We start from the raw sequence: 22,814 nt of genomic DNA on the forward strand, positions 1-22,814 counted from the left end.
GCCTCTAGCTGGCCAGCTTCAGCTCGGCCTCGATCTCCAGCTCAACCTCGTCGCCGATGCCCGGGACATAGGTCGTGATGCCGAAGTCGCTGCGCTTGATCTTCCCCTCGGCGTCGAAGCCCAGGGAGTACTTCTTGTCGATCGGGTTCACCCCGGCCTGGTTGAACTCGGCGTCCAGCGTGATGGACCTGGTCACCCCGTGGAGGGTCAGGTCGCCGGTGATCTTGGCGGTGCGCTCGCCGGTGCGCTGGACCTTCGTGGCCTTGAAGGTGGCGGCGGGGAACTTGGCGGTGTCCAGGAAGTCGGCGCTCTTGAGGTGCTTGTCGAGCGCGGGGTCGAGGGTGCCGACCTTGTCGGTGTCGACCTTGACGGCGAGCTGCGCGGCCTCCGGCGATTTCGGATCGATGGTCAGCTCGCCGGTCACGGCCGGAAACTGGCCCACATAGGTCGAGAAGCCGAAGTGGCTGACCGACCAGGTGATCCGCGAATGGCCCGGGTCGAGCGTGTAGGTCCCGGCGCGGACCTCGGCGGGGGCGCGGCTGAAGCCGTCCTGCGCCTGCACGACGGCGGCGGCGCTGAGCGTGAGGACGGCGGCGAGGCCGGCCGCGGCGAAGGCGTGGGAACGGGACATGCGGGAGGATCTCTCGGCTGAAACGGCAACGGCCGGCTCACCGGCCGGCCGCCTAAACATGCGCCCCATCCGGTGCGGCGATAATCCACCGTCTTCGGAAAGGACTTTCGCCGGATCGGAAACGATCACGCCTCCAGTTCGATGTCCCAGTAGAGGTAGTCGAGCCAGCTTTCGTGCAGGTGATGGGGCGGGAAGCGGCGGCCGCGTTCCTGCAGCTCGAAGGCCGAAGGGCGGCGGGGCTTGTGGTGCGGGTGCATGTGCGCCTCGGCCGGGGTGCGGCCGCCCTTGCGCAGGTTGCAGGGGGCGCAGGCGGTGACGATGTTTTCCCAGGTGGTCCGCCCGCCGCGCGAGCGCGGGATCACATGGTCGAAGGTCAGGTCGTCGGAGGCCGAGCAGTACTGGCAGGAGAAGGTGTCGCGGAGGAAGAGGTTGAACCGCGTGAAGGCCGGCGGCCGGTCCTGCGCCACATAGCTCTTGAGCGCCACGACGCTCGGCAGGCGCATCTCGAAGGAGGGAGAGTGGACCTTCTGGTCGTAGGTGGAGACCACGTCGACCCGGTCGAGGAAGACCGCCTTGATCACCTCCTGCCAGGGCCAGAGGGACAGCGGATAATAGCTGAGCGGCCGGAAGTCGGCGTTCAGCACCAGGGCGGGCCAGCCGGACGGCGGGTGGCTAAGCACCTGCATCGTCGGACCTCCCGCGGCGCGCAGCGCCTATGTCGTACGCCTGTGGACTGAAGACCGAGCCCCTTATGCGATACGCGCCAAACCCAGTTGGCTACGGGAACGACGATAACGCAGATTCGGTGGCATCTCCATGACATGGGCCCTCGGCAAAGGTGTCGCAGGGCCGTTGGCCTCGCCCGGCTGTGGAGCGCGGGCGAGGCTCAGTCGCGGCGCATGCTTCAGGCGCCGAGGACGGCGGCGCCGGCGACGGTGAGGCTGAGCGCCACGATCGCGTAGGAGGCGACGACGTCGAGCAGGCGGTTCATCAGGATCGACATGTTCAGGTCCTTTGTCTTGGGTTCGGCGGCCGGGGATCCGGTCGCCCTGTCCGTCCGGCAGCGCCATCTGGACGATGTTTAGATAGCACACATCTAAACGCTGCCTAGATGACGATTTACGCCGTACCGTTATGCGTTTTTGCATGATGGAGAGCGCGGCCCGCGACGAGGGCGACGCAACGTAAAAGGGCCCCGGGGAGGGGGGCCCTTCTCCGTCTCGACCGGGATGGAGGCCTTAGGCCACCAGGCCCGCCGTCGCCGCCGCCGCGGTGAACCCGAGGAACAGCAGGAAGGCCGGGGCGATCCGGTCGAAGAGGCGTTCGAATTTTTGAATCGCGAGAGACATGAGAACACACACCTTTCAGTTTGAACCCCGGGGGAGCGGGGGCGTTTTCTTATTTGAACACCGCTAAGATAGCGGCTATCTGAGCGGTGTCAAGATGATCTTTACGGCGATCAGATAGAGTCATACAGTGCGCGCGATGAGAGAGTCCCAAGCCGCCGAGCCCCGGCCCTACCACCACGGCGATCTGCGCCGTGCGCTCGTGGACGCCGCACGCCGGTTGCTGGAAAACGAGGGCCCCTCTGCGCTGTCGCTCCGGGCCGTGGCCCGCGAGGCCGGCGTCAGCCCGGCCGCGCCCTATCACCACTTCAAGGACAAGGGCGAGCTGCTCGACGCCGTGGCGCACGAGGGCTGGCTCATGCTCGACCAGGCCATGGCCGCGGCCAAGGCCGCCGCCGAGGGGCCGGCCAAGCTCACCGCCATCGGTCTGTCCTACGTCTGCTTCGCTCGCGACAACCCGGCGCTCTATCGGGTGATGTACGACGCGGCGCGGGACAAGGAAGCCCTGCCGATGGAGACGAAAGACGGCGAGGACTCCGCCTACTGCAAGGTGCGCAACACCATGGTCGAGCTGGGGGCCGACCCGGGCATGGAAACCGACCTCGAGCTCGCCACCATCGCCGCCTGGTGCGGCGCCCACGGCCTCGCCGAGATGGCGGGCTTCCGGCAGTTCGACCACCTGAAGCAGGCCCTGGGCGGCGAGGAGCCGTTCCTGCGCGCCGTCCTCAACCACCTGGGCCTGTTCCCCGGGACGCGTCCGGCCTGCTAGACGCTGCTCCGTGACCGGAGCCTTCGTCACCCGCTTCGCCCCCTCGCCCACCTGGTACCTGCACCGGGGCCACGCGTTTTCCGCGCTGACCGCCTTCGACGCCGCCCGCGAGGCCGGCGGCCGCTTCATCCTGCGGATCGAGGACATCGACCGCACCCGCTGCCGGCCGGAGTTCGACGCCGCGATCTTCGCGGACTTGGCCTGGCTCGGCCTCGACTGGGAGACGCCGGTCCGCCGCCAGTCCCAGCACATGGACGACTACCAGCGCGCCCTGGACGGCCTCGCCGCGCGGGGCCTGCTCTACCGCTGCTTCCGCACCCGCCGCGAGGTCGCCGAGGAGATCGCCCGGGCCCCGCACGGCGCCATGGAGACCTTCCGCGGCCAGCCCCTGCCCGCCGACGAGGAGGCCCGCCGCCTCGCGGCCGGCGAGCCCTTCGCCTGGCGCCTGTCGCTCGACGCCGCCGCCCAGGCTCTCGGCGGCTTCGGCGCCCTGACCTTCACCGACGAGACGCGCGGCCGGGTCCAGGCCCGGCCCGAGCTCGGCGGCGACGTGGTCCTGGCGCGCAAGGACGTGGGCGTCGCCTACCATCTGGCCGTGGTCATCGACGACGCGCTGCAGGAGATCACCCACGTGATCCGCGGCGAGGACCTGTTCGAGGCGACCCACGTCCAGCGGCTGCTGCAGGCCCTGCTGCGCCTCCCCGTCCCACTCTACCGCCACCACCACCTGCTGACCGGCGCGGACGGCAGGCGCTACGCCAAGCGCGACCGGGCGGAGACGCTGCGCGAGCTCCGCGCCCGGGGCGTCACCGCGGCGGACCTCAGGCAGGAGTTGGGATTTCGCTGACCGGCAGGGCGGTCCGCCGGGCGGTTCGCCGACCTCATCGGCCAGGCCCGCCGCCTAGCGCGAGCTGGCGGTCAGCCCCATCACATAGACGACGATCAGGATCGGCAGGGGCACGGTGGCGATCCAGTGGAGGAGGCTGCGCACGGCTGTCTCCCGGTGAGGTCCCTTCCGGGGCCAACGGGGTGCGGACAGCTCAGGTTCCCTGGGCGGGCAGGCCCCAGGCGACCCGCGCCGTCTCGATCCGCGCCAGTTTCGCCTCGAAGGCCGCCCAGTCGTCCTGGGCGGCGATCGGGGCCCAGATCGCCTCAATCTCGTCGTAGAGCAGCTCCTCGGGCTCGGGCTGGGCGAAGTACGGGTGGGCCAGCCGCTCCGGCCGCTCGGCCTCGTAGGGCCCGATCAGCATCCGGAACTCGTCGAAGTCGCCGCCGCGGTAGGTCTCCGCCCGCCGGCCGGCCAGCGCCCGGTCTGCGCCGCCGCCGAACCAGTCGAAGAAGAACGGCTCCCAGCGCACCGCCTCGCCGCCCTCGGCCAGCGCCTTGAACGCCGCCTGGGCCAGCGCCGCGTCGGCCTCGGCTTCGCGCGGCTTCACCCCCAGCCGCAGCAGCATCGCCGCCACCAGCTCGCGCCGGTAGGCCGGGCCGAAGACGTTCAGCGCGTCGACCAGCGGGTCGGTCTCGGCCACGAGCGTCAGCGCGCCGGCGAGCTGCTGCAGGTTCCAGAACACCGCTTCCGGCTGGCGGCCGAAGGCGTAGAGGCCGGCATGGTCGAAATAGGCCGCCGTGAAGTTGGGGTCGGACTTCGGCAGGAAGCGGTAGGGTCCGTAGTCGAAGCTCTCGCCGGTCAGGCTCATGTTGTCGGTGTTGAGCACGCCGTGGACGAAGCCCGCCGCCATCCAGCGCGCGGTCAGCCGCGCCATCCGTTCGCTGACGGCCGTCAGCAGGGCGGTCGGCTTGTCCGCCGCCTCCGCCAGCTCGGGGTAGTAGACCGCGATCACGTGGTCGATCAGGGCCGTGATCCGATCGGCGCGCTCGAAGAAGGCGTGGCGCTGGAAGGTCCCGAAGCGGATGTGGCTGTGCGACAGGCGGGTCAGGACCGCCGAGCGGGTCGGCGACGGCTCGTCGCCGCGCACCAGCTCCTCGCCGGTCTCCACCAGCGAGAACGAGCGCGAGGTCGGCACGCCCAGCGCCTCCAGCAGGGCGGTGGCCAGCACCTCGCGCACCCCGCCCTTCAGCGTCAGGCGCCCGTCGCCGGAGCGCGACCAGGGCGTGCGGCCGGAGCCCTTGGTGCCAAGGTCCAGCAGGCGGTCCGTGCCCGCCTCCCGCATCTGGGCGAAGACGAAGCCGCGGCCGTCGCCGAGCTCGGGGTTGTAAACCTGGAACTGGTGGCCGTGGTAGCGCTGGGCCAGCGGCGGGTCGATGTTGCCCGGCAGGGGCTCGAAGCGGCCGAAGTGGGCGACCCATTCGTCGTCGGTCAGGGTGTCGAGCCCGATGCTCGCCGCCGCCCGGTCGTTGCGGAAGCGCAGGATCGTCTTGGGAAACGCCTCGGCATGCACCGGATCGGCGAACTCGGCCCCGAGTTCCGGGAACCTCGGGTCGGGGCGGTAGGCGGGCGAGACCGGCATGGCGTCCACATGGCCCACAGGCCCGGCGGCGGCAAGCGCGCCGCCGTGCTTCACAAAACCGTCACAAACGCCTAGAGGCCAGCTTCCGCTCGACAAGGCTGCGCGCAAGATGATCCGTTGGTTCCAGGCCCTGATGCCCCGCGAGGAGGGCTTCTTCGACCTGTTCGAGGCCCATGCCCGCACCCTGTGCGCCGGCGCACGCTCCCTGCGCCTCATGCTGGACGGCGGGCCCGACGTGGCCGAGCACTGCGCCGCCGTCGCCCGCCACGAGGAGGAGGCTGACCGGATCGCCCGCGAGGTGACCCTGGCCGTCAGCCGGACCTTCATCACCCCCTTCGACCGGTCCGACATCCGCCAGCTGATCGGCTCGATGGACGACGCCATCGACCAGATGCACAAGACCGCCAAGGCGGTGACCCTGTTCGAGCAGCGGGAATTCCAGCCGCTGATGCCGGTGCTGGGCGACGTGATCGTCAAGACCGCCGACCTCACCGCCGAGGCCGTGCCGCTGCTGCGCCAGCTCCGCAACAACGCCGCGCCGATCAACGCCATCACCGAGCAGATCGCGCGGCTCGAGGAGGACTCCGACGGCCTCTACGACCGCGGCATGTCCGAGCTCTACCGCGGCCCGGCCCGCCAGGATCCGATGGCCTTCATCGTCGGGGCCGAGATCTACGACCACCTGGAGAAGGTGGTCGACCGCTTCGAGGACGTCGCCAGCACGATCAGCGGCGTGCTGATCGAACACCTCTAGGAGCCCCCGCGCCTTGGATCCGGCCCTGCTCCTGATCTTGCTGATCGCGGTCGCCCTGCTGTTCGACTTCCTGAACGGCCTGCACGACGCGGCGAACTCGATCGCCACCATCGTCTCGACCCGCGTGCTGCCCGCCAACTACGCGGTGATGTGGGCGGCGTTCTTCAACTTCATCGCCTTCCTGGTCTTCCCGCTCCACGTGGCCACCACCGTGGGCAAGGGGATCATCCATCCGGACATCATCTCCGACGCGGTGATCTTCGGCGCGCTCGGCGGGGCGATCTTCTGGAACGTGCTCACCTGGCTGCTGGGCATCCCGTCGTCCTCGTCCCACGCCCTGATCGGGGGCTGCTGGGCGCGGGCATGGCCAAGGCGGGCCTCGATCCGGTGGTCTGGTCCGGCGTGCTGAAGACCGCCAGCGGCATCTTCATCTCGCCGACCCTGGGCTTCATGCTGGCGCTCGCCCTCGTGCTCTTGGTCTCGTGGCTGTTCCTGCGATCCACGCCCGCCTTCGCGGACTCCGCCTTCCGCAGGCTGCAGTTCGTCTCGGCCTCGCTGTTCTCGCTTGGCCACGGCGGCAACGACGCGCAGAAGACCATGGGGATCATCGCGGTCCTGCTCTATTCCCACGGCCAGATCGCCGAGGTGGACCAGATCCCCTTTTGGGTGGTGATCACCTGCCAGGCCGCCATGGGGCTCGGCACGCTGATGGGAGGCTGGCGCATCGTGCACACCATGGGCTCGCGGATCACCCGGCTCTCGCCCCAGCAGGGCTTCTGCGCCGAGACCGGCGGGGCGATCGCCCTGTTCTTCTTCACCAACCTCGGCATCCCGGTCTCGACGACCCACACCATCACCGGCTGTATCGTCGGCGTCGGCGCCGCACGGCGGATGTCGGCGGTCCGCTGGACCGTCGCCGGCCGGATCGTCTGGGCCTGGATCATCACCCTGCCCGCCGCCGCCATCATGGGCGCGGTCTTCTACTTCCTCGCCCGCCTGGGCGACCGGCTGTTCGGCTGATGCCCAAGAAGCCGCCGCTCTCCGCCGAGCCGGATCGCGAGCCGCGCCAGCAGCATGCCGCCCTGCCCTGGCGGCGCACGGCCGACGGCGGCGTCGAGGTGCTGCTGATCACCTCGCGGGAGACCCGGCGCTGGGTGATCCCCAAGGGCTGGCCGATCAAGGGCCTGAAGGCGCCCCGGTCCGCCGCCCGCGAGGCCTTCGAGGAGGCCGGCGTCACCGGCGATCCGGGCAAGAAGAAGATCGGCGTCTTCCACTACGACAAGAAGCTGGCCTCCGGCCGCGTCCAGCACGTCCGCGTCAACGTCTACGCCCTGCGGGTGACGTTCGAGGCCGACGCCTGGCCCGAGCAGGGCCAGCGCGAGAAGCGGTGGATCTTGCCCGCCGACGCCGCCCAGCTCGTCAACGAGCCCGAGCTCCAGACCCTGATCGCCGGCTTCAAGCCAGGCTAGACCGCCCACGGATTGCCCTTCCGGGCGAACAGGGTCTCAATTCCAGGTCCGGCGGCGCTGAGCGCCCGGCCCTTGGGAGTGGGACCGCCATCGACCTGACCCTCATCCTGCTCGAACTCGCCGGCTACGCGGCCCTGCTGCTGTGGGGCGTGCACATGGTGCAGACCGGGGTGACGCGCACCTTCGGGCCCCGGCTCAAGAGCCTGCTGGCGAGCGCGCTGCGCAACCGGTTCAAGGCCTTCGCGGCCGGCGCGGCGGTGACCGTGGCGCTGCAGTCCAGCACGGCGACGGCCATGATGCTCACCGCCTTCCAGGCCGGCGGCCTGGTCGGCCTCGCGCCCGCCCTCTCGGTCATGCTGGGAGCCAATGTCGGCACGACGCTCGTCGTCCAGGTGCTGTCGTTCGACGTCGCCGTCGTCGCGCCCCTGCTGATCCTCGGCGGCGTGATCCTGTTCCGCCGGGCGAAGGACGAGGCCCACACCTTCGGCCGCGCCCTGATCGGCCTGGGCCTCGTGCTGACGGCGCTGCACCAGTTCCTGGCCCTGCTGGAGCCTCTGGTCGAATCCCCGGCCGGCCAGGCCTTCCTGGCCCAGGTCGGCGGCTACACGCCGGCTGCGGTGATCGTCGCCGCGGCGCTCACCTGGGCGGCGCATTCCAGCGTCGTCACCGTCCTGCTCGCCATGTCGCTGGCCACCGCCGGGGTCGTCCCGCTGGAAACCGGCGTGGCGCTCATCGTCGGCGCCAACCTCGGCTCGGCGCTGAACCCGCTGCTCGAGGGCGCGCACAGCGATGATCCGGTCGGCCAGCGCCTGCCGCTCGGCAACTTCCTGAACCGGCTGGCCGGCCTGGTCATCGTCATGGGGCTGTTCGGCTTCATCGTCCCGCTGGTCGCCCGCCTCGGCCCCGACCCGGCCCGGGCGCTGGCCAACTTCCACACGCTCTTCAACCTGGGGCTCGCGGCGCTCTTCCTGCCGTGGATCCGCACCTATGCCTGGCTGATCAAGAAGCTGCTGCCGGCCCGGCCGGTGGTCGATCCGGGCGCGCCGCTCTACCTCGACCCCGAGGCCCGCGCGACGCCGTCCCTGGCGCTGGGCTTCGCCACCCGCGAGGCGCTGCGGATGACCGACACCCTCGAGGCCATGCTGAAGGGCCTGCGCGAGGCCCTCACCACTCCCAGCAAGACCCCGATCCAGGAGACCAAGCTGCTCGACGACGTGCTCGACCGGCTGAACACCGCGATCCGCGCCTACCTGATCTCGATCCCGCCCGACGGCCTGACCCCGGAGGAGAGCACCGGCGTCGCCCGCATCCTGGCCTTCGCCACCAACGTCGAGCACGCCGGCGACCTGGTGGACCGCAACCTGCTGGGCGTGGCCACGCGCCGGCTGAAGCGCGGGGTCAACTTCTCCGCCGAGGGCGAGGGCGAACTGGTGGCCCTGGTCGACCGCCTGCTGGCCAACGTCCGCCTGGCCGCGGCCGCCTTCGTCAGCGGCGACGCCGCCGCCGCGCGGCTGCTGGTGGCGGAGAAGGAATCCTTCCGCGAGGTGGAGGCCGACGCCGTCCAGGCCCACTTCCAGCGCCTGCAGTCGGGCAACGCCGACACCGTCGACACCAGCTCGCTGCACCTCGACGCGCTGCGCGACCTCAAGCGGGTGAACTCCCACCTGGTCGAGGGGGCGGCCTATCCGGTGCTGGAGGCGTCCGGCGAGCTCCTGCGCACCCGACTGGCCCCGCGCGGCGGCTGAGCCCCTTCTCGGCGCTTCGAACCAGCGGTACGATTTCCCCGGCGATGCGGCGAAGACCGCGCGCTCAAGGGAGGAAAGACATGAAGCCTTCGCGCCTCGCGCTCGCGCTGGCGGCCACGGCCCTGACCGCGCTGGCCGCCGTCCCCGCCATCTCCGCCGCCCAGCCGAAGGCTCCGTACACGGCGCCGCGCAACGCCTGGGGCCAGCCGGACCTGGGCGGCATCTGGACCAACGCCACCATCACCCCGCTCGAACGCCCTGCGCAGTTCTCCAGCCTGGTGATCCCGGAGGCGGACGCGAAGGCCATGGAGCAGGCCGTCGCCCAGTCCAACGCGGAGGGCGCGAAGCCCACCGATCCCAACGCCAAGGTCGGCGACCTGCCGGTCGACTGCGGCCGCGGCTTCCGCGGCACGGACTGCGGCTACAACAGCTTCTGGGTCGATCCCGGCACCCAGGTGATCCGCATCAACGGCGAGGCGCGCTCCTCGATCATCGTCGATCCGCCGAACGGCAAGCTGCCGCCGATGACCGACAGGGCGCGGGCTGCGATGGCGCAACGGTTCGGGCGCAACAATCCGAAGGCCTTCGACGGGCCGGAGAGCCGCTCGCTGGGCGAGCGCTGCATCCTCTCCTTCGGCACCAGCGCCGGGCCGCCCATGCTGCCGCTGCTCTACAACAACACCTATCAGATCGTTCAGTCCAAGGACGAGATCGCCATCCTCGTGGAGATGGTCCACGACGTCCGCATCGTGCGGCTGAACGCCAAGCCCCTGCCCAGTTCGGTCAAGCAGTGGATGGGCGACTCGATCGGACGTTGGGAGGGCGACACCCTGGTCGTCGAGACCTTCAACATGCGCCCGGAGCAGGGCCTGCGGGGCGCCACCGGCGGGACCCAGAAGATCACCGAGCGCTTCACCCGCGTCTCGCCGACCCAGATCCTCTACCGCTTCACCATCGACGACCCGGCCACCTACACCGCGCCCTTCACCGGCGAGGTGGCGATGAACGCCACCAAGGGGCCGATCTACGAATACGCCTGCCACGAGGGGAACTACGCCCTCGAAGGCATCCTCGGCGGGGCGCGCGAGCTCGAGCGCCAGGGCCGCACGCCGACCTCCGACCCCGTCGCGGACCTGCAGGGCGAAGGCGGGGACTAGCCGATCCTGACGCCCATTCCGCCGTCCACCGGCAGGATGGCGCCGGTGACGAAGCGGCTCTCGTCGCAGGCCAGGAAGAGCGCCGCATAGGCGGTGTCCCAGGCCGTGCCCATCTCGCCGAGCGGCACCCGGGCGTTGCGCTCGGCGCGCACCTCGGCCTCGGGGCGGCCGGAGCCGCGGGCGATGCCGGCCACCGCCATCGGCGTGTCCATGAGGCCCGGCTGCACGGCGTTGCAGCGGACCCGGTAGCGGGCGTTGGCCTGGGCGACGCTGGTGGTCAGCCGGTTCACCGCGGCCTTGGAGACCTCGTAGGCGGTCTGGTTCCCGCCGCCGACCGCGGCCAGGGAGGAGGTGTTGACGATCGACCCGCCGCCGCCCTCGCGCATCACCGGCAGGGCCGCGCGGATGGTCAGCCACATGCCCTTCAGGTTGACGTCGAGGATGCGGTCGAAGGCCTCCTCGGTGAGCTTGTGGGCCGGCCCGTCGCCGCCGCCGCCGATGCCCACATTGTTGACCAGCACGTCGATCCCGCCGAGCCGCGCGACGGCCGCCGCGACGATCGCGGCGCAGTCCTCGGCCCGGGTGATGTCGGCCTCCAGGGCGTGGGCCTCGCCGCCGTCGCGGGCGACCATGGCCGCCGTCTCCTCGGCCCGCGCCCCGAACCGGTCGACGCAGAGCACGCGGGCGCCCTCCTTGGCGAACAGCAGCGCCATGGCCCGCCCGTTGCCCAGGGTCTCGCCCGGCGTCTGGCCGGCCCCGACCACCACCGCCGTCTTGCCCGCGAGCCGCACCTCAGTAGGCCTTCAGCTCGGGATCGAGGGTCTGGCCGGCGTCGAGCTGCACCCCGAAGGTGTTCAGCATCATCGAGACCTGGGTGTACTGGCCGGCCGTGAACACCACGTCCATCGCCTGCTTCTCGCTGAAGTGACGGCGCAGCTCGGTCCAGGTGGGCTCGGTGATGAACTGGTCGGCGTGCAGCTCGTCCGACGCCCGGATCAGGGCCGCATCGGCGTCGCTCCAGCCGGCGTCGGCCCCGCGCTTGATCTTCTCGATCTCGTCCGCCGAGAGACCGGAGTTCAGGCCGATCCGGGTGTGCTGGGTGAACTCGTAGCCCGATCGGCAGAGGTAGCCGATCCTCAGGATGACGATTTCCCGCTCGCGGGCCGGCAGGTCGTTGCGGCGCGACAGGACGTATCCGCCCCAGGCGTTGAACCGGCTGAGCGCCTTCGGCGCCCGGGCCAGGGTCCGGAAGATGTTCAGCAGCGGACCGTCGCCGAAGTCCTTCAGGGCCTCCTTCTGCTCGGGCCCCATCTCGGCGTCGCTCATTGGCGCGATACGCGGCTGGCTCAGTCTCATGGTCGTCCCTCCCGGGTTTCTCCGAACCCATCCTTCGAACCTTAGCGGGCGAGCCCCGCCCTGCTCCACCCGGATTCGTTGGCGGGCGGGGCGGCCTGTTGCTACGCAGGGGCCCGATGTCCACCCGCTCGAGACTGGCCTTCCTCAAGACGGAGACCGGCGCCGGCCTGCTCCTGGGCCTCGTCGCCCTCCTGGCGCTCGTCTGGGCGAACTCGCCGTGGGCCGGCGGCTACGCGCGGCTGATCGGCCGCGACATCGTCGTCCAGTTCGGGCCGTTCTCCGAGACCATGACCTTCGCCGGCTGGGTGAAGACCGCCCTCATGCCGGTGTTCTTCTTCGTGGCCGGCCTGCAGATCAAGGAGGAGATGGTCCGCGGCGAGCTGGCCAATCCGCGGCGCCTGGCCCTGCCGCTGATGGCGGCGGCGGGCGGCATCCTCGTCCCGGCGCTGATCTATCTGGCCGTCAACATCGGCGAAGGCGGCGTGGCCCAGGGCTGGCCCGCCACGGCCCCCACCGACATCGCCGTGGCGCTCGCCGTGCTCACCGTCGCCGGCCCGCGCCTGCCGTCCTCGCTCCGCGTCCTGCTGCTCACCGTGACCCTTGTCCACCTGCTGGCCGCCATCGCCCTCGGCGCGGTGCTGTTCACGGGCGACCTGCGGCCCGGGATGCTGGCCGGGGCGGTCGCCACCCTGGCGCTGCTGGTGGGGATGTCGCGCTGGCGCACCTGCCCCTATGTCTTCTGGACGCTGGGCTTCATCCTGCTCTGGGGCTTCACCCTGAAGGCTGGGATCGACACCGCCGCCGCCGGCCTCGCCGCCGCCCTGTGCGTGCCGCTGCGGGCCAAGCGGCCCGGCGGACCCGGCGTGCTCGACGAGTTGATCGAGGCCCTGCACCCCTATGTCGCCTTCTTCGTCCTGCCGCTGTTCGTGCTCACCGCCGCCGGCGTGACCCTGGCCGACCTGCGCGCCGAAGTCGCCACCGCCCCGGTGGCCCTGGGCATCGCCCTGGCCCTGGTGCTGGGCAAGCAGATCGGCGTCTTCGGCGCGCTGGCCCTGGCGATCGGCCTGAAGCTCGACCGGCGGCCGACCGGCGCCCACTGGCTCGAACTCTATGGCGTCGCCGTGCTCTGCGGCATCGGCTTCACCATGAGCCTCTATCTCGGCGAACGCGCCTTCCCGGCCACCGACGATCTCGCCCAGGCCAAGGTGCGCGTCGGCGTGCTGGCCGGTTCCGTCGCCTCGGCCCTGCTGGGCTGGGCGGTGCTGGCCTGGAGCAATGCGCGGCGGTCAGCCGATCCGCGCGCGTAGGGCCGCGGCCGTCGCCCGCGCCGCCGGGATCACCGCCGGCGACACGTCGGCCATGATGAAGAAGTCGTGCGGCAGGGCCGCGTACTCCACGTGCTCCGCCGCGATCCCCGCCGCGCGCAGCCGCTCGGCGTAGGCCAGCCCCTCGTCCTTCAGGCAGTCGTAGCCGGCGGTGACCACCAGCGCCGGCGGGGCGCCCGTCACGTCGGCGGCGTCCAGCGGCGACAGGCGGTGCGCGTCTGCGTGCCCGCCGACCGCGAGATTGGCCTCGAACCAGCGCATCACCTCGAAGGTCAGGGGTCGGTCCGTCCAGCGTCCGGCGGCTCTCTGTCTTCCACTCCGCCGTGGTCGCCGGATAGAGCAGGAGCTGGAAGGCGAGGCGGCGCTTCGGGTCGTCCTTCAGGTCGAGCGCCACCGAGGCCGCGAGGTTGCCGCCGGCGCTATCGCCGCCGACCGCGATGCGGGCCGGATCGACGCCGATCTCCGCGGCGTGGTCGAACGCCCAGCGGGTCGCCGCCAGGGCGTCGTCGTGCCCCTTGGGGAACGGGTGCTCCGGCGCCAGGCGGTAGTCCACCGCCATCACCCGGCAGCCGCCCCAGGCGGCCATCCGCCGGCAGTGGCCGTCGTGGGTCTCCAGGTCGCCGATCGTCCAGCCGCCGCCGTGGAAATAGACCAGCAGGCCCGACGGCTTCGCCAGGCCATGCGGCTCGTAGAAGCGGACGGGGATGTCGCCGTGCGGCCCCGGAACCGTGAAGTCGCGGACGTCCAGGTCCTTCGGCGCGTTCTGGTCCTGGGACTGGCGCTGCATCCGGTAGCCGGCCCGCAGCATCTCGGGCGGGACCTGGTCCAGCGGCGGCATGGGATTGGCCTTCAAGGCCTCGGCCTGGGCCTCCAGGAACAGCCCGAAGTCCGGATCGATCGCGGCCATGGCAGGGCCCTCCCCGTTCAGTTTTTCGTCCCTCCCTTAATGGGGAGGGTGGACGGCGCGTAGCGCCGGACGGGTGGGGGTCATGTCCAGGCACTGCGCCCGGCCATGTCCTCCCCACCCCGCTCGCCTCACGGCGAGTCGTCCCTCCCCATTAAGGGAGGGACTGGCGCTTACTCCGCGGCTTCCTTCGGCGCGTAGCCGAGGACCGCCTTGGTCTCCAGGAACTCATGGAAGGCGAAGTCGCCCCACTCGCGCCCGTTGCCGCTCATCTTGTAGCCGCCGAACGGGGCCATCAGGTCGCCGCCGCCGCCGTTGATCGAGACCTGGCCGGCCCGCAGCTGGGAGGCCACCTTGCGGGCGCGCTGCAGGTCGGCGGCCTGGACGTAGGCCGCCAGGCCGTACTCGGTGTCGTTGCCGATCTCGATGGCCTGCTCGAGGCTGTCGTAGCCGAGGATCGACAGGACCGGGCCGAAGATCTCTTCCTTGGCGATCGTCATGTCGTTGGTGACGTTGGCGAACACCGTGGGCTTCACGAAGTAGCCCTTGTCGAGCCCTTCCGGCCGGCCGACGCCGCCGGTCACCAGGGTCGCGCCCTCGTCGATGCCGGCCTGGATCAGCTTCTGGATCTTGTCGAACTGCACCTTGGAGACCACGGGGCCCAGCTGGGCGTTGCCGTTCGGGTCGCCCACCGTGACCTTCTCCGCCGCCTCGCGGGCGACCGCGATCGCCTCGTCCATGCGCTTGCTGGGGACGAGCATCCGGGTGGGCGCGTTACAGGACTGGCCCGAGTTGGTCATCATGGTGGCGACGCCACGGCCCACGCCCTTGGCGAACGCGTCGTCGTCCAGGACGATGTTCGGGCTCTTGCCGCCCAGCTCCTGGGCCACGCGCTTGACCGTCGGGGCCGCCGCCTTGGCGACCTCGATGCCCGCGCGGGTCGAGCCGGTGAAGGACACCATGTCCACGTCCGGGTGGCTGGCGATCGCCGCGCCGACGCCGGGGCCGTCGCCCTGCACCATGTTGAACACGCCCGCCGGCACGCCGGCCGCATGCATGATCTCGGCGAAGATCTGGCCCGAGAACGGCGCCACTTCCGACGGCTTCAGCACCATGGTGCAGCCTGTGGCGATGGCCGGGGCCACCTTGCAGACGATCTGGTTCAGCGGCCAGTTCCAGGGGGTGATGAAGCCGCAGACGCCGATCGGCTCCTTGACGATCATCGTCGGGCCGCGGTCCTCTTCGAACTTGAAGGTCTTCAGGACCTCCATCGCCGTGGAAAGGTGCCCCATGCCGATCGGCACCTGCGCCCGCTGGGCGAGGCTGGCGGGCGCGCCCATCTCCTCGGTCACCGCGGTCGCCAGGTCGCCGAAGCGCTTCTGGTACTCGGCGAGGATGCGGCCCAGCACCTCCAGGCGCTCCTCGCGGCTGGTCTGCGACCAGGACGCGAACGCCTTGCGGGCGGCCTTCACGGCCTTGTCCACGTCGGCGGCCGAGCCGATGGCGATCTTGCCGGCCACTTCCTCGGTCGCCGGGTTCTCGACGTCGAGCGTCTTCAGCTCGACCGGATCCACCCACTGGCCGTCGATATAGAATTGCAGATATTCGCGCATGGGGCCTCCCGGACCGGATTGGCTTGTTGGCTCTGGCACTCTGCCGGGCGCGTCGCCCCGGCTTCAAACAGTCATTTTAATGATCGGCGATCACGTGGGAAGGGGCGCCGCGAGGGAAGCGTCTCAGCGCTGATGGATATGGGGTTGGCCGGCGACGGGGGAACGGGCCTTCAGCACATAGTCCGCCCGGATCGAGCCGATGTAGAGGTCCATCAGGTCCGGCCCGCCCCAGGTGATGTTGGTCGGATGGTTGACGATCTTTCCCGACGGGTCGTGGACCAGGCTGACCACCTTGAGCGCCGGCGTGATCGCCACGATCCGGTTCGCGCCCGGCAGGCAGACCCAGAGGTTGCCCTGAACGTCGAAGCCGATGCCGTCCGTGTAGCCCAGGGTGGAGGGCTCCTGCGCCGGCTCGCCCGGCCGCATCAGCTCGCCGAGCTGCGGTCCGTAGCGCTGGCCGGGCCCCAGGGTCGCGCCCGGCCCGATGTCGAACACTAGCACGTCGGCGGCGCTGGTCTGGGCGCAGTAGAGCTTGGTCTCGTCGGCCGACAGCGCCAGGCCGTTGGGGAACTTGAGACCCTCGGCGACGATCCTCGCCTCCCCCATCCGGCGTCAGCACGAAGAGGAAGCCATCGTCCCGCCCGTCCAGCGCCTGCGGCCAGGTCTCGGCGTGGGTGGAGTTGGCGCACCAGATGTTCCCCGCGCTGTCGATCACCGGATAGTTGGCCGACGTCAGCTCCCGGCCCTCGACCTCGCTCAGCAGGATCTCGTGCATCCCCGTCGCCGGATCGAACCGCTGCAGCGGTCCCGGCTCCCCGTCGTAGATGCCGAAATTGGCGATGACGATCCGGCCCTCGGCGTCGATGTTGATGCCATTGGGCGCGCCGCCCTTCACGCCCATCCGCTTGATCCCCCCGCCGGGCAGGATCTCGGCCACCGCGCACCGATGGTCGGAGGCGAACACCCGGCCGTCGCGGGCCACGACCACGTCCTCCGGCCGGTCGATGCCCATGGCGATCTTCTCGAAGGCGGACATCGGGATGGGCGCAAGCGGCATGGGTTTCGTCCCGGATACTGGGTTTTTCCAAGCTTGACGGCGCCTTAGGCCGTTCGACAAGCGTCCTTGCGACGGAGGCCGGGCCTCGCTAAAGCCCGGGCGACAGTTTCACGGAGCCGCCCCATGATCGGGATCGCCACCATCGCCATCTTCCTCGCCGTCATGGTCGCGCTGAACGTCTTCGAGTTCGGCCGCATCGACTAAGGCCGCCGGCGGATGGCCAGCCGCGGCGCGGCGCTGATCACCGGCGGCTCGCGCCGGATCGGCCGGGCGCTGGTCCGCGCCGCCGCGGAGGCCGGCTACGACGTCGCCATCCACGCCCGCGCCGTCGACGACGACGCGGAGGCCGCCGCCGGCGAGGTCCGGGCGCGCGGCCGCAAGGCCGCCATCGTCACCTCCGACCTGCGCCAGGAGGGCAAGACCGTCGCCCTCGTCGGCGAGGCCGAGGCCGAACTCGGGCCCGTCACCCTGCTGGTCAATTCCGCGAGCGTCTTCGAGGAGGACGCCTTCGCCGACATGAACCGGGCCTCCTGGGACCTGCACCTGGAGACCAACCTGCGCGCGCCGCTGGTGCTCTCGCAGGTGTTCGCCCGGCGCCTGCCCGCCGACCGCGACGGCCTGATCGTCAACATCCTCGACCAGCGGGTGCTGGCCCCGACGCCCGAGTTCTTCTCCTATTCGCTGAGCAAGGCCGCGCTCTGGGACGCCACGCGGATGATGGCCCAGGCGCTCGCTCCCCACGTCCGCGTCAACGGCATCGGCCCCGGCCCGACCCTGCCCTCCATCCACCAGGACCAGGCGGCCTTCGACGCCGAGGTCGCCACGACCCTCATGGGCCGCGCCGTCGACCCCGCCGAGATCGCCCAGGCCCTGCGCTACCTGATTGACGCGCCCTCGGTCACCGGCCAGATGATCGCCGTCGACGCCGGCCAGCACCTGGCCCGTCAAAGCTGAAGGGGCGCGCGTAATGGCTGCCTCACCTCACCCCGACACCCTTCCCGAGACCGCGCCCGAGGCGCGCGTGGTGATGACGAAGGTGTTCGTCACCGGCGTCGAGGTGCAGGCCGAGATCGGCGTCTACCGCCACGAGGTGGGCCGTCTGCAGCCACTGGTGGTCGACGTGGAGCTGGACGTGCCCACCGCCGGGGCTGAGCGGCTGGCCGACACCCTCAACTACGAGACCATCCTGGAGGCGGCGCGAACCGTCGCCGGCGAGGGCCACATCGGCCTCGTGGAGACCTTCGCCGAGCGGCTCGCCCGCCGCTGCCTCGCCGACCCGCGCGTCACCCGGGCCCGGGTCCGCGTGGAGAAGCCGCTCGCGCTCGCCCCGCACGCCACCGGCGCCGGCGTGGAGATCACCGTCGTCCGCAGCTGATCCGCGGGCGTTGAAATCCGCCGCGGAAGGAGCACATCATCCCCGTGGTGAAGGGACTCACCCGGGAGAGATGCCGATGAGCGATCGTCTGGGTTATGGCGCTGTCGAGGACCGGACCATGCCGGCGGTCGTCTACGGCCTCTACCTGCTGGCCTTCGCCACCGTGGTCACCGCCTTCATCGGCCTGGTGATCGCCTACGCCCAGCGCGACTCGGCCGGGCCCAGGACCCGCAGCCACTACACCTTCCTGATCCGCACCTTCTGGATGTCCATCGCCTGGTGGATCATCGGCGGCTGCCTGGCGATCTGGGGCGCGGTGTTCTCGGTGATCCTGATCGGCCTGCCGTTCCTGGCGATCGGCGTCTTCATCATGGGCGTGGTCGGCGTCTGGTGGGCGCTGCGCTGCATCCTCGGCGTGATCTACCTCGCCCGCGACGAGCCCTACCCCCGCCCCTACGCCTGGCTGGCCTAAGGCGATCATCCCTCCCCTTCAGGGGAGGGTGGACCGTGCGCAGCACGGGACGGGCGGGGAAGTGTGATCCAGTCTCTGAGGCGAGCGCCTGGACGCGACTCCCCACCCTGTCCGCATGCGCGGACTTTCCCTCCCCTGAAGGGGAGGGATCGCCGTCTTACGCCGCCACCAGCTCGCGGCGGACCATCTTGGCGTAGTCGTCCATCAGGCTGAGCGAGATGTTGCCCGGCCGGAAGGTGTGCTCGCCGATCTCGGCCACCGGGGTGACCTCGGCCGCCGTGCCGGTGACGAAGCATTCGGTGAAGCCCGACAGCTCCTCCGGCTTGATGTGGCGCTCGACCACCTCGAAGCCCTTGGACCGGGCCAACTTGATCACCGACTGGCGCGTGATCCCGTTCAGGAAGCAGTCCGCCACCGGGGTGTGGATCACCCCGTCCTGGATGAAGAACACGTTCGAGCCGGTGCTCTCGGCGATATAGCCCCGGTAGTCGAGCATCATCGCGTCGGTGTAGCCGTCCTTCTCCGCCGCATGCTTGGAGAGCGTGCAGATCATGTAGAGGCCGGCGGCCTTGGCGTGGACCGGCTCGGTCTCCGGCGAGGGGCGCTTGTACTTCGCCCAGGTCAGGCGGATGCCCTTTGCCTTCTCCTCCGGCTTGAAGTAGCTCGGCCAGTCCCAGACCGCGATCGACACGTGGATCTTGGTGTTCTGGGCCGAGACCCCGATCATCTCGGAACCCCGCCAGGCGATCGGACGGATGTAGGCGTCGGTGAGGCCGTTCTTGGCGCAGGTGTCCTTGCAGGCCTGGTCGATCTCCGCCACGGTGAACGGGATCTCCATGTCCAGGATCTCGGCGGACTTGAACAGACGCTCGGTATGCGCGGTCAGCTCGTAGATCTCACCCCCGTACATCCGCTCACCTTCGAACACGGCCGACCCGTAGTGGAGGCCGTGGGTGAGTACGTGCACCTTCGCCTCGCGCCAGGGCACGAACTGGCCATCCAGCCAGATCCAACCGTCGCGATCGTCGAAGGGAACGAGGGACATGAGGGTGAAACCTCCTTTCGTGGGGTTCCCCTTGAACCCGCCCGCCGTCGCCCAGTCAAACGATTTGGCCGCCTGACATGAGCGCGCCGGCTGATCCCCGCCTGATCCTCAGGGAGGACGAGCTCGACGCCGGCGTCGAGCTCATGATGCTCGCCGAGGCCTCGCTCTGGGCCCAGGTGGACGCCGGGCTCGACGCCGCCGGCCTGGGGCTCGGCCGCTCGCACTGGCGCGCCGCCTTCCTGCTGCGCCGCCGGCCGGGCGTCGGCGTGCAGGAGCTGGCCCACCTGACGAGCCTCTCCAAACAGGCCGCCAGCCGGATCCTCGTGGACCTGGCCGGCAAGGGCCTCGTCGAGAAGACCGCCGGCGACCTCGACGGCCGCCGCCGCAGCGCCGCCCTCACCGATGCCGGCCTGGCCTTCGAGGGCGCGATCACGGAACGGCTTCGGGCCCAGCTCGGCCGGGCCTATCGTACGGCGGGGCTGGACGGGGTGGCGGGCGCGAGGCGCATCCTGGCCGCCCTGGCCGGCGGCCGCACCCGCAGTCCCGGATCGAGCGGAGCGATGGGATGACCATGACCGAGACGGCCCGCCGGGGCCGCCACCTGCTCGTCGTCGACGACGACGACCGCATCCGCGAACTCCTCAAGGAGTACCTCGCCCGCGCCGGCTTCCGGGTGACCGCGGCCAACGGCGGGGCGCCCGCCCGCAAGCTGATCGAGAGCCTCGACTTCGACCTGGCGGTGTTCGACGTGATGATGCCCGGCGAGGACGGCTTCTCCCTCACCCGCTGGCTGCGCGACCAGCGCGGGCCCGCCGGCCGGACGCCGGTCCTGATGCTGACCGCCAAGGGCGAGCCCGGCGACCGCATCGAGGGCCTGCGCACGGGCGCCGACGACTACCTCGCCAAGCCCTTCGAGCCCGAGGAGCTGCTGCTCCGGATCGAGGCGATCCTGCGGCGCGCCAAGGACAAGCCCTCCGGCGAAGGCCCCCTCTCCCTCGGCCGCTGCGCCTTCGACGCCGACCGCGGCGAGCTCACCTGCGACGGGGAACTGGTGCGCCTCACCGAGGCCGAGGTGGCCCTGCTCCGCCAGCTCGCCCGCACCCCGCACGAGCCGGTGGACCGCCTGGAACTGGCCAGCGGCACGGTCGATCCCTCCGGCCGCGCCGTGGACGTCCAGGTCACCCGCCTGCGCCGCAAGATCGAGGACGACCCCAAGGCCCCCCGCTACCTCCAGACCGTCCGCGGCGTGGGCTACCGCCTGGCGCCCGACTGATGCGCCCGATGCGGTCACGTCTTCCCTTCACCTCCCCCGCGCCAGCGGCGGGAGGGGGACCGCTCGCCGCAGAGCGAGTGGTGGAGGGGGCAAGCGGCCGGCAGTGCGTGGGGCTTGCCCCTCCACCACCGGCTCTCCGCTGCGCTCGGCCGGCGGTCCCCCTCCCGCCACTTCGTGGGGGGAGGTGAAATGCGCCTCGTGCCGTCACGGGTGCTGGCGCGCTGGCTGAAGCGCCAGTTGCCGACCAGCCTGTTCGGCCGCTCCCTGCTGATCATCGTCCTGCCCGTCGCCCTGATGCAGGTGGCGGTGACCTACATCTTCTTCGACGCCCACTGGCAGACCGTCACTGCGCGCCTCTCCGAGGGCCTGGCCGGCGACATCGCCTGGGCGGTGGAAAGCTACCAGGAGGACCCGACGCCCGAGGCCTTCGCGCGGCTCTCCGAGCGGGCCGAGGAATCCATGGGCCTGTCGGTCGCCCTGCAGCCCGGCCGCCGCCTGCCCGAGCGCCGGCGCGACCCGCCGGCGGCGCTGGAGCCGTTCTTCGCGCCCATCGACCGCTCGCTGGAGCGCGCCCTGGAGACCCGGCTCGACGCCCCCTACTGGTTCGACACCACCCGCTACCCGGCCTACGTCGACATCCGCGTGGCCGTGCCGGGCGGGGTGATGCGCGTGCTGGCGCCCCGCGACCGGGCCTTCGCCACCCAGGGGCACATCTTCGTCCTGTGGATGACCGTGGCGACGGTGCTGCTGACCACCATCGCCATCCTGTTCATCCGCAACCAGGTCCGCGCCATCGAGCGCCTGGCCAACGCCGCCGAGACCTTCGGGCGGGGCGGCGAGGTCCCCTATTTCAAGCCGCACGGCGCGCGCGAGGTCCGCCGGGCGGCCCATGCCTTCATCGACATGCGCAGCCGCATCCAGCGGCACATCGACCAGCGCACCACCCTCCTGGCCGCCGTCAGCCACGACCTGCGCACCCCGCTCACCCGCCTCAAGCTGGAACTGGCCCTGGCCGAGCCGTCGGCCCGCACCCAGGCGATGAAGTCCGACCTCGCCGAGATGGAGCACATGATCGACGAGTACCTGGCCTTCGCCAGAGGCGAGGGCGGCGAGGCCGTCGAGACCGTGCGCCTGCGCGACCTGCTGGTGGAGGTCTCGGAAGGCGCGCGGCGGGCCGGCGCCCAGGTGGCGCTGACGGTCGATCCGGACCTCGTGGCCGCGGTCCGGCCGACGGCGCTCAAGCGGGCGCTCTCCAACCTCGTCATGAACGCGGCGGTGCACGGCGAGCGCGTGGAGCTGGCCGCCCACGCGATCCCCTCCGGCGGCGTGGAGATCCTCGTCGACGACGACGGCCCCGGCATCCCGGCCGAGCAGTACGAGGACGCCTTCAAGGCCTTCGGGCGGCTCGACGAGGCCCGCAACCAGAACACCAAGGGCGTGGGGCTGGGCCTCGCCATCGCCCGCGACATCGCCCGCGGCCACGGCGGCGACATCCAGCTCGGGACGAGCCCGCTCGGCGGACTGCGGGCCACGGTGCGGCTCCCGGGATAGGAATTTCACCCAACATCGTTCAGTCGCCGTTCACGCGCTAAGGTGAAGCCTGACCTCATCCGGGGAGACCTTCCATGCGCCTGATGCTGGCCGCCGCGCTCGCCCTCGTCGCCACGCCGGCCCTGGCCGCCGATCCGGTCGAGGGCGACTGGTTCAACAAGGACGCCAGCGCTCGGGTGAAGCTCGCGCCCTGCGCCGGGTCCGCCGATCGGCTCTGCGGAACCATCGTCTGGCTGAAGGCCCCCAACGACACCGCCGGACAGCCGAAGAAGGACGTGAACAATCCCGACGCGAAGCTCCGCGCCCGCGGGATCGTCGGCCTGCCGTTCCTCAGGGATTTCAAGCGCGCCGAGCCCGGCCGCTGGACCGGCGGCAAGATCTACGACCCGGAGAGCGGCAAGACCTACGACTCGAAGCTGCGCCTCAACGGCGACGGCTCGCTCAAGCTCGAAGGCTGCGTCCTGATGATCTGCCAGGCCCAGACCTGGCGCCGGGCGGCATGAG

Annotated in this window: 24 protein-coding genes and 3 pseudogenes; 16 read left to right on the plus strand and 11 right to left on the minus strand. The window is 70.8% G+C overall.

Annotation, left to right across the window (positions count from 1 at the left end; genetic code table 11):
• Positions 1 to 4: 4 nt before the first annotated feature.
• Positions 5 to 631, minus strand: a complete 627-nt coding sequence (locus LRS04_RS02300) for a YceI family protein (protein ID WP_257814970.1) — start codon at positions 629 to 631, stop codon at positions 5 to 7.
• Positions 632 to 756: 125 nt separating this feature from the next.
• Entirely contained in the window at positions 757 to 1,317 is a 561-nt protein-coding gene (locus tag LRS04_RS02305) for an HNH endonuclease (protein ID WP_257814971.1), read from the minus strand.
• Positions 1,318 to 2,116: 799 nt separating this feature from the next.
• Between LRS04_RS02305 and LRS04_RS02310 the strand changes: the two genes are divergently transcribed.
• Together LRS04_RS02310 and gluQRS are read left to right on the plus strand one after the other, a co-directional pair.
• Positions 2,117 to 2,746 carry a TetR/AcrR family transcriptional regulator gene (locus LRS04_RS02310; RefSeq protein WP_257814972.1) on the plus strand — a complete coding sequence of 210 codons (630 nt, stop codon included), beginning with the start codon at positions 2,117 to 2,119 and terminating at the stop codon, positions 2,744 to 2,746.
• 10 nt (positions 2,747 to 2,756) lie between these two features.
• On the plus strand, positions 2,757 to 3,593 hold the full coding sequence (gene gluQRS, locus LRS04_RS02315; RefSeq protein WP_257814973.1) for a tRNA glutamyl-Q(34) synthetase GluQRS: 837 nt from the start codon (positions 2,757 to 2,759) through the stop codon (positions 3,591 to 3,593).
• A 193-nt stretch (positions 3,594 to 3,786) separates the two neighbouring features.
• On the opposite strand, the gene LRS04_RS02320 is transcribed toward gluQRS, so the two are convergent.
• Positions 3,787 to 5,214, minus strand: coding sequence for a protein adenylyltransferase SelO (locus LRS04_RS02320; protein WP_257818913.1), 1,428 nt, complete (start codon positions 5,212 to 5,214; stop codon positions 3,787 to 3,789).
• Between the two features lie 109 nt (positions 5,215 to 5,323).
• On the opposite strand from LRS04_RS02320, the gene LRS04_RS02325 reads away from it, so the two are divergent.
• The 5 genes and pseudogenes from LRS04_RS02325 (at position 5,324) to LRS04_RS02350 (ending at position 10,339) form a co-directional block, all read left to right on the plus strand.
• A complete protein-coding gene (locus LRS04_RS02325) occupies positions 5,324 to 5,968 on the plus strand; it encodes a DUF47 domain-containing protein (protein ID WP_257814974.1) in 645 nt (214 codons plus the stop codon).
• 124 nt (positions 5,969 to 6,092) lie between these two features.
• Positions 6,093 to 6,988: pseudogene (locus LRS04_RS02335) on the plus strand (anion permease).
• On the plus strand, positions 6,988 to 7,437 hold the full coding sequence (locus LRS04_RS02340; protein ID WP_257814977.1) for an NUDIX hydrolase: 450 nt from the start codon (positions 6,988 to 6,990) through the stop codon (positions 7,435 to 7,437). The pseudogene LRS04_RS02335 and the gene LRS04_RS02340 overlap by 1 nt, the downstream one beginning before the upstream one ends.
• The gene (locus LRS04_RS02345) at positions 7,356 to 9,182 is read left to right on the plus strand and encodes a Na/Pi cotransporter family protein (protein WP_257814978.1); all 1,827 of its coding nucleotides are present in this window, start codon (positions 7,356 to 7,358) and stop codon (positions 9,180 to 9,182) included. Before LRS04_RS02340 ends, LRS04_RS02345 begins: the two co-directional genes overlap by 82 nt.
• A gap of 80 nt (positions 9,183 to 9,262) precedes the next feature.
• Positions 9,263 to 10,339, plus strand: coding sequence for a hypothetical protein (locus LRS04_RS02350; RefSeq protein WP_257814979.1), 1,077 nt, complete (start codon positions 9,263 to 9,265; stop codon positions 10,337 to 10,339).
• Here the strand turns inward: LRS04_RS02350 and LRS04_RS02355 are convergent.
• Both LRS04_RS02355 and LRS04_RS02360 read right to left on the minus strand, forming a co-directional pair.
• Positions 10,336 to 11,130, minus strand: a complete 795-nt coding sequence (locus tag LRS04_RS02355; RefSeq protein ID WP_257814980.1) for an SDR family NAD(P)-dependent oxidoreductase — start codon at positions 11,128 to 11,130, stop codon at positions 10,336 to 10,338. The two genes, LRS04_RS02350 and LRS04_RS02355, sit on opposite strands and share 4 nt — an antisense overlap.
• A 1-nt stretch (position 11,131) precedes the next feature.
• A complete protein-coding gene (locus tag LRS04_RS02360; RefSeq protein WP_257814981.1) occupies positions 11,132 to 11,695 on the minus strand; it encodes a carboxymuconolactone decarboxylase family protein in 564 nt (187 codons plus the stop codon).
• A 116-nt stretch (positions 11,696 to 11,811) separates the two neighbouring features.
• Between LRS04_RS02360 and nhaA the strand changes: the two genes are divergently transcribed.
• Positions 11,812 to 13,002, plus strand: a complete 1,191-nt coding sequence (gene nhaA, locus LRS04_RS02365; protein ID WP_257814982.1) for a Na+/H+ antiporter NhaA — start codon at positions 11,812 to 11,814, stop codon at positions 13,000 to 13,002.
• On the opposite strand, the gene LRS04_RS27535 is transcribed toward nhaA, so the two are convergent.
• From LRS04_RS27535 to LRS04_RS27545, 5 genes and pseudogenes are all read right to left on the minus strand, one after another.
• Positions 12,982 to 13,356: an alpha/beta hydrolase fold domain-containing protein gene (locus LRS04_RS27535; RefSeq protein ID WP_374577088.1), complete on the minus strand. Its 375-nt coding sequence runs from the start codon at positions 13,354 to 13,356 to the stop codon at positions 12,982 to 12,984. The genes nhaA and LRS04_RS27535 overlap by 21 nt on opposite strands.
• Positions 13,331 to 13,927, minus strand: a pseudogene (locus tag LRS04_RS27540) (alpha/beta hydrolase); the annotation flags it as partial. The gene LRS04_RS27535 and the pseudogene LRS04_RS27540, both read right to left, overlap by 26 nt.
• 170 nt (positions 13,928 to 14,097) lie before the next feature.
• The gene (locus LRS04_RS02375; protein ID WP_257814983.1) at positions 14,098 to 15,537 is read right to left on the minus strand and encodes an aldehyde dehydrogenase family protein; all 1,440 of its coding nucleotides are present in this window, start codon (positions 15,535 to 15,537) and stop codon (positions 14,098 to 14,100) included.
• Between the two features lie 123 nt (positions 15,538 to 15,660).
• Complete coding sequence (locus tag LRS04_RS02380) at positions 15,661 to 16,143, minus strand: SMP-30/gluconolactonase/LRE family protein (protein WP_257814984.1); 483 nt, start codon at positions 16,141 to 16,143, stop codon at positions 15,661 to 15,663.
• Between the two features lie 352 nt (positions 16,144 to 16,495).
• Positions 16,496 to 16,594, minus strand: a pseudogene (locus tag LRS04_RS27545) (hypothetical protein); the annotation flags it as partial.
• 66 nt (positions 16,595 to 16,660) lie between these two features.
• Here LRS04_RS27545 and LRS04_RS02385 point away from each other — a divergent pair.
• From LRS04_RS02385 to LRS04_RS02400, 4 genes are all read left to right on the plus strand, one after another.
• Positions 16,661 to 16,798, plus strand: coding sequence for a hypothetical protein (locus LRS04_RS02385; protein WP_257814985.1), 138 nt, complete (start codon positions 16,661 to 16,663; stop codon positions 16,796 to 16,798).
• Between the two features lie 12 nt (positions 16,799 to 16,810).
• Positions 16,811 to 17,548 (plus strand): SDR family oxidoreductase, encoded by a 738-nt coding sequence (locus LRS04_RS02390; protein WP_257814986.1) that lies wholly within the window; start codon positions 16,811 to 16,813, stop codon positions 17,546 to 17,548.
• A 13-nt stretch (positions 17,549 to 17,561) separates the two neighbouring features.
• Positions 17,562 to 17,969, plus strand: a complete 408-nt coding sequence (gene folB, locus LRS04_RS02395; RefSeq protein WP_257814987.1) for a dihydroneopterin aldolase — start codon at positions 17,562 to 17,564, stop codon at positions 17,967 to 17,969.
• Between the two features lie 76 nt (positions 17,970 to 18,045).
• Positions 18,046 to 18,441 carry a hypothetical protein gene (locus tag LRS04_RS02400; RefSeq protein WP_257814989.1) on the plus strand — a complete coding sequence of 132 codons (396 nt, stop codon included), beginning with the start codon at positions 18,046 to 18,048 and terminating at the stop codon, positions 18,439 to 18,441.
• 157 nt (positions 18,442 to 18,598) lie between these two features.
• Here LRS04_RS02400 and LRS04_RS02405 read toward each other — a convergent pair whose 3' ends face one another.
• On the minus strand, positions 18,599 to 19,486 hold the full coding sequence (locus LRS04_RS02405) for a branched-chain amino acid aminotransferase (protein WP_257814990.1): 888 nt from the start codon (positions 19,484 to 19,486) through the stop codon (positions 18,599 to 18,601).
• Positions 19,487 to 19,563: 77 nt separating this feature from the next.
• Between LRS04_RS02405 and LRS04_RS02410 the strand changes: the two genes are divergently transcribed.
• From LRS04_RS02410 to LRS04_RS02425, 4 genes are all read left to right on the plus strand, one after another.
• Positions 19,564 to 20,055 (plus strand): MarR family winged helix-turn-helix transcriptional regulator, encoded by a 492-nt coding sequence (locus LRS04_RS02410; RefSeq protein WP_257814991.1) that lies wholly within the window; start codon positions 19,564 to 19,566, stop codon positions 20,053 to 20,055.
• Between the two features lie 2 nt (positions 20,056 to 20,057).
• Positions 20,058 to 20,759, plus strand: a complete 702-nt coding sequence (locus tag LRS04_RS02415; protein WP_257818914.1) for a response regulator — start codon at positions 20,058 to 20,060, stop codon at positions 20,757 to 20,759.
• A 189-nt stretch (positions 20,760 to 20,948) separates the two neighbouring features.
• The gene (locus LRS04_RS02420) at positions 20,949 to 22,310 is read left to right on the plus strand and encodes an ATP-binding protein (protein ID WP_257814992.1); all 1,362 of its coding nucleotides are present in this window, start codon (positions 20,949 to 20,951) and stop codon (positions 22,308 to 22,310) included.
• Positions 22,311 to 22,384: 74 nt separating this feature from the next.
• Entirely contained in the window at positions 22,385 to 22,813 is a 429-nt protein-coding gene (locus LRS04_RS02425) for a DUF2147 domain-containing protein (protein WP_257814993.1), read from the plus strand.
• Position 22,814: the final 1 nt, after the last annotated feature.

Source organism: Phenylobacterium sp. J367 (genome assembly GCF_024699985.1).
GTDB lineage: Bacteria > Pseudomonadota > Alphaproteobacteria > Caulobacterales > Caulobacteraceae > Phenylobacterium.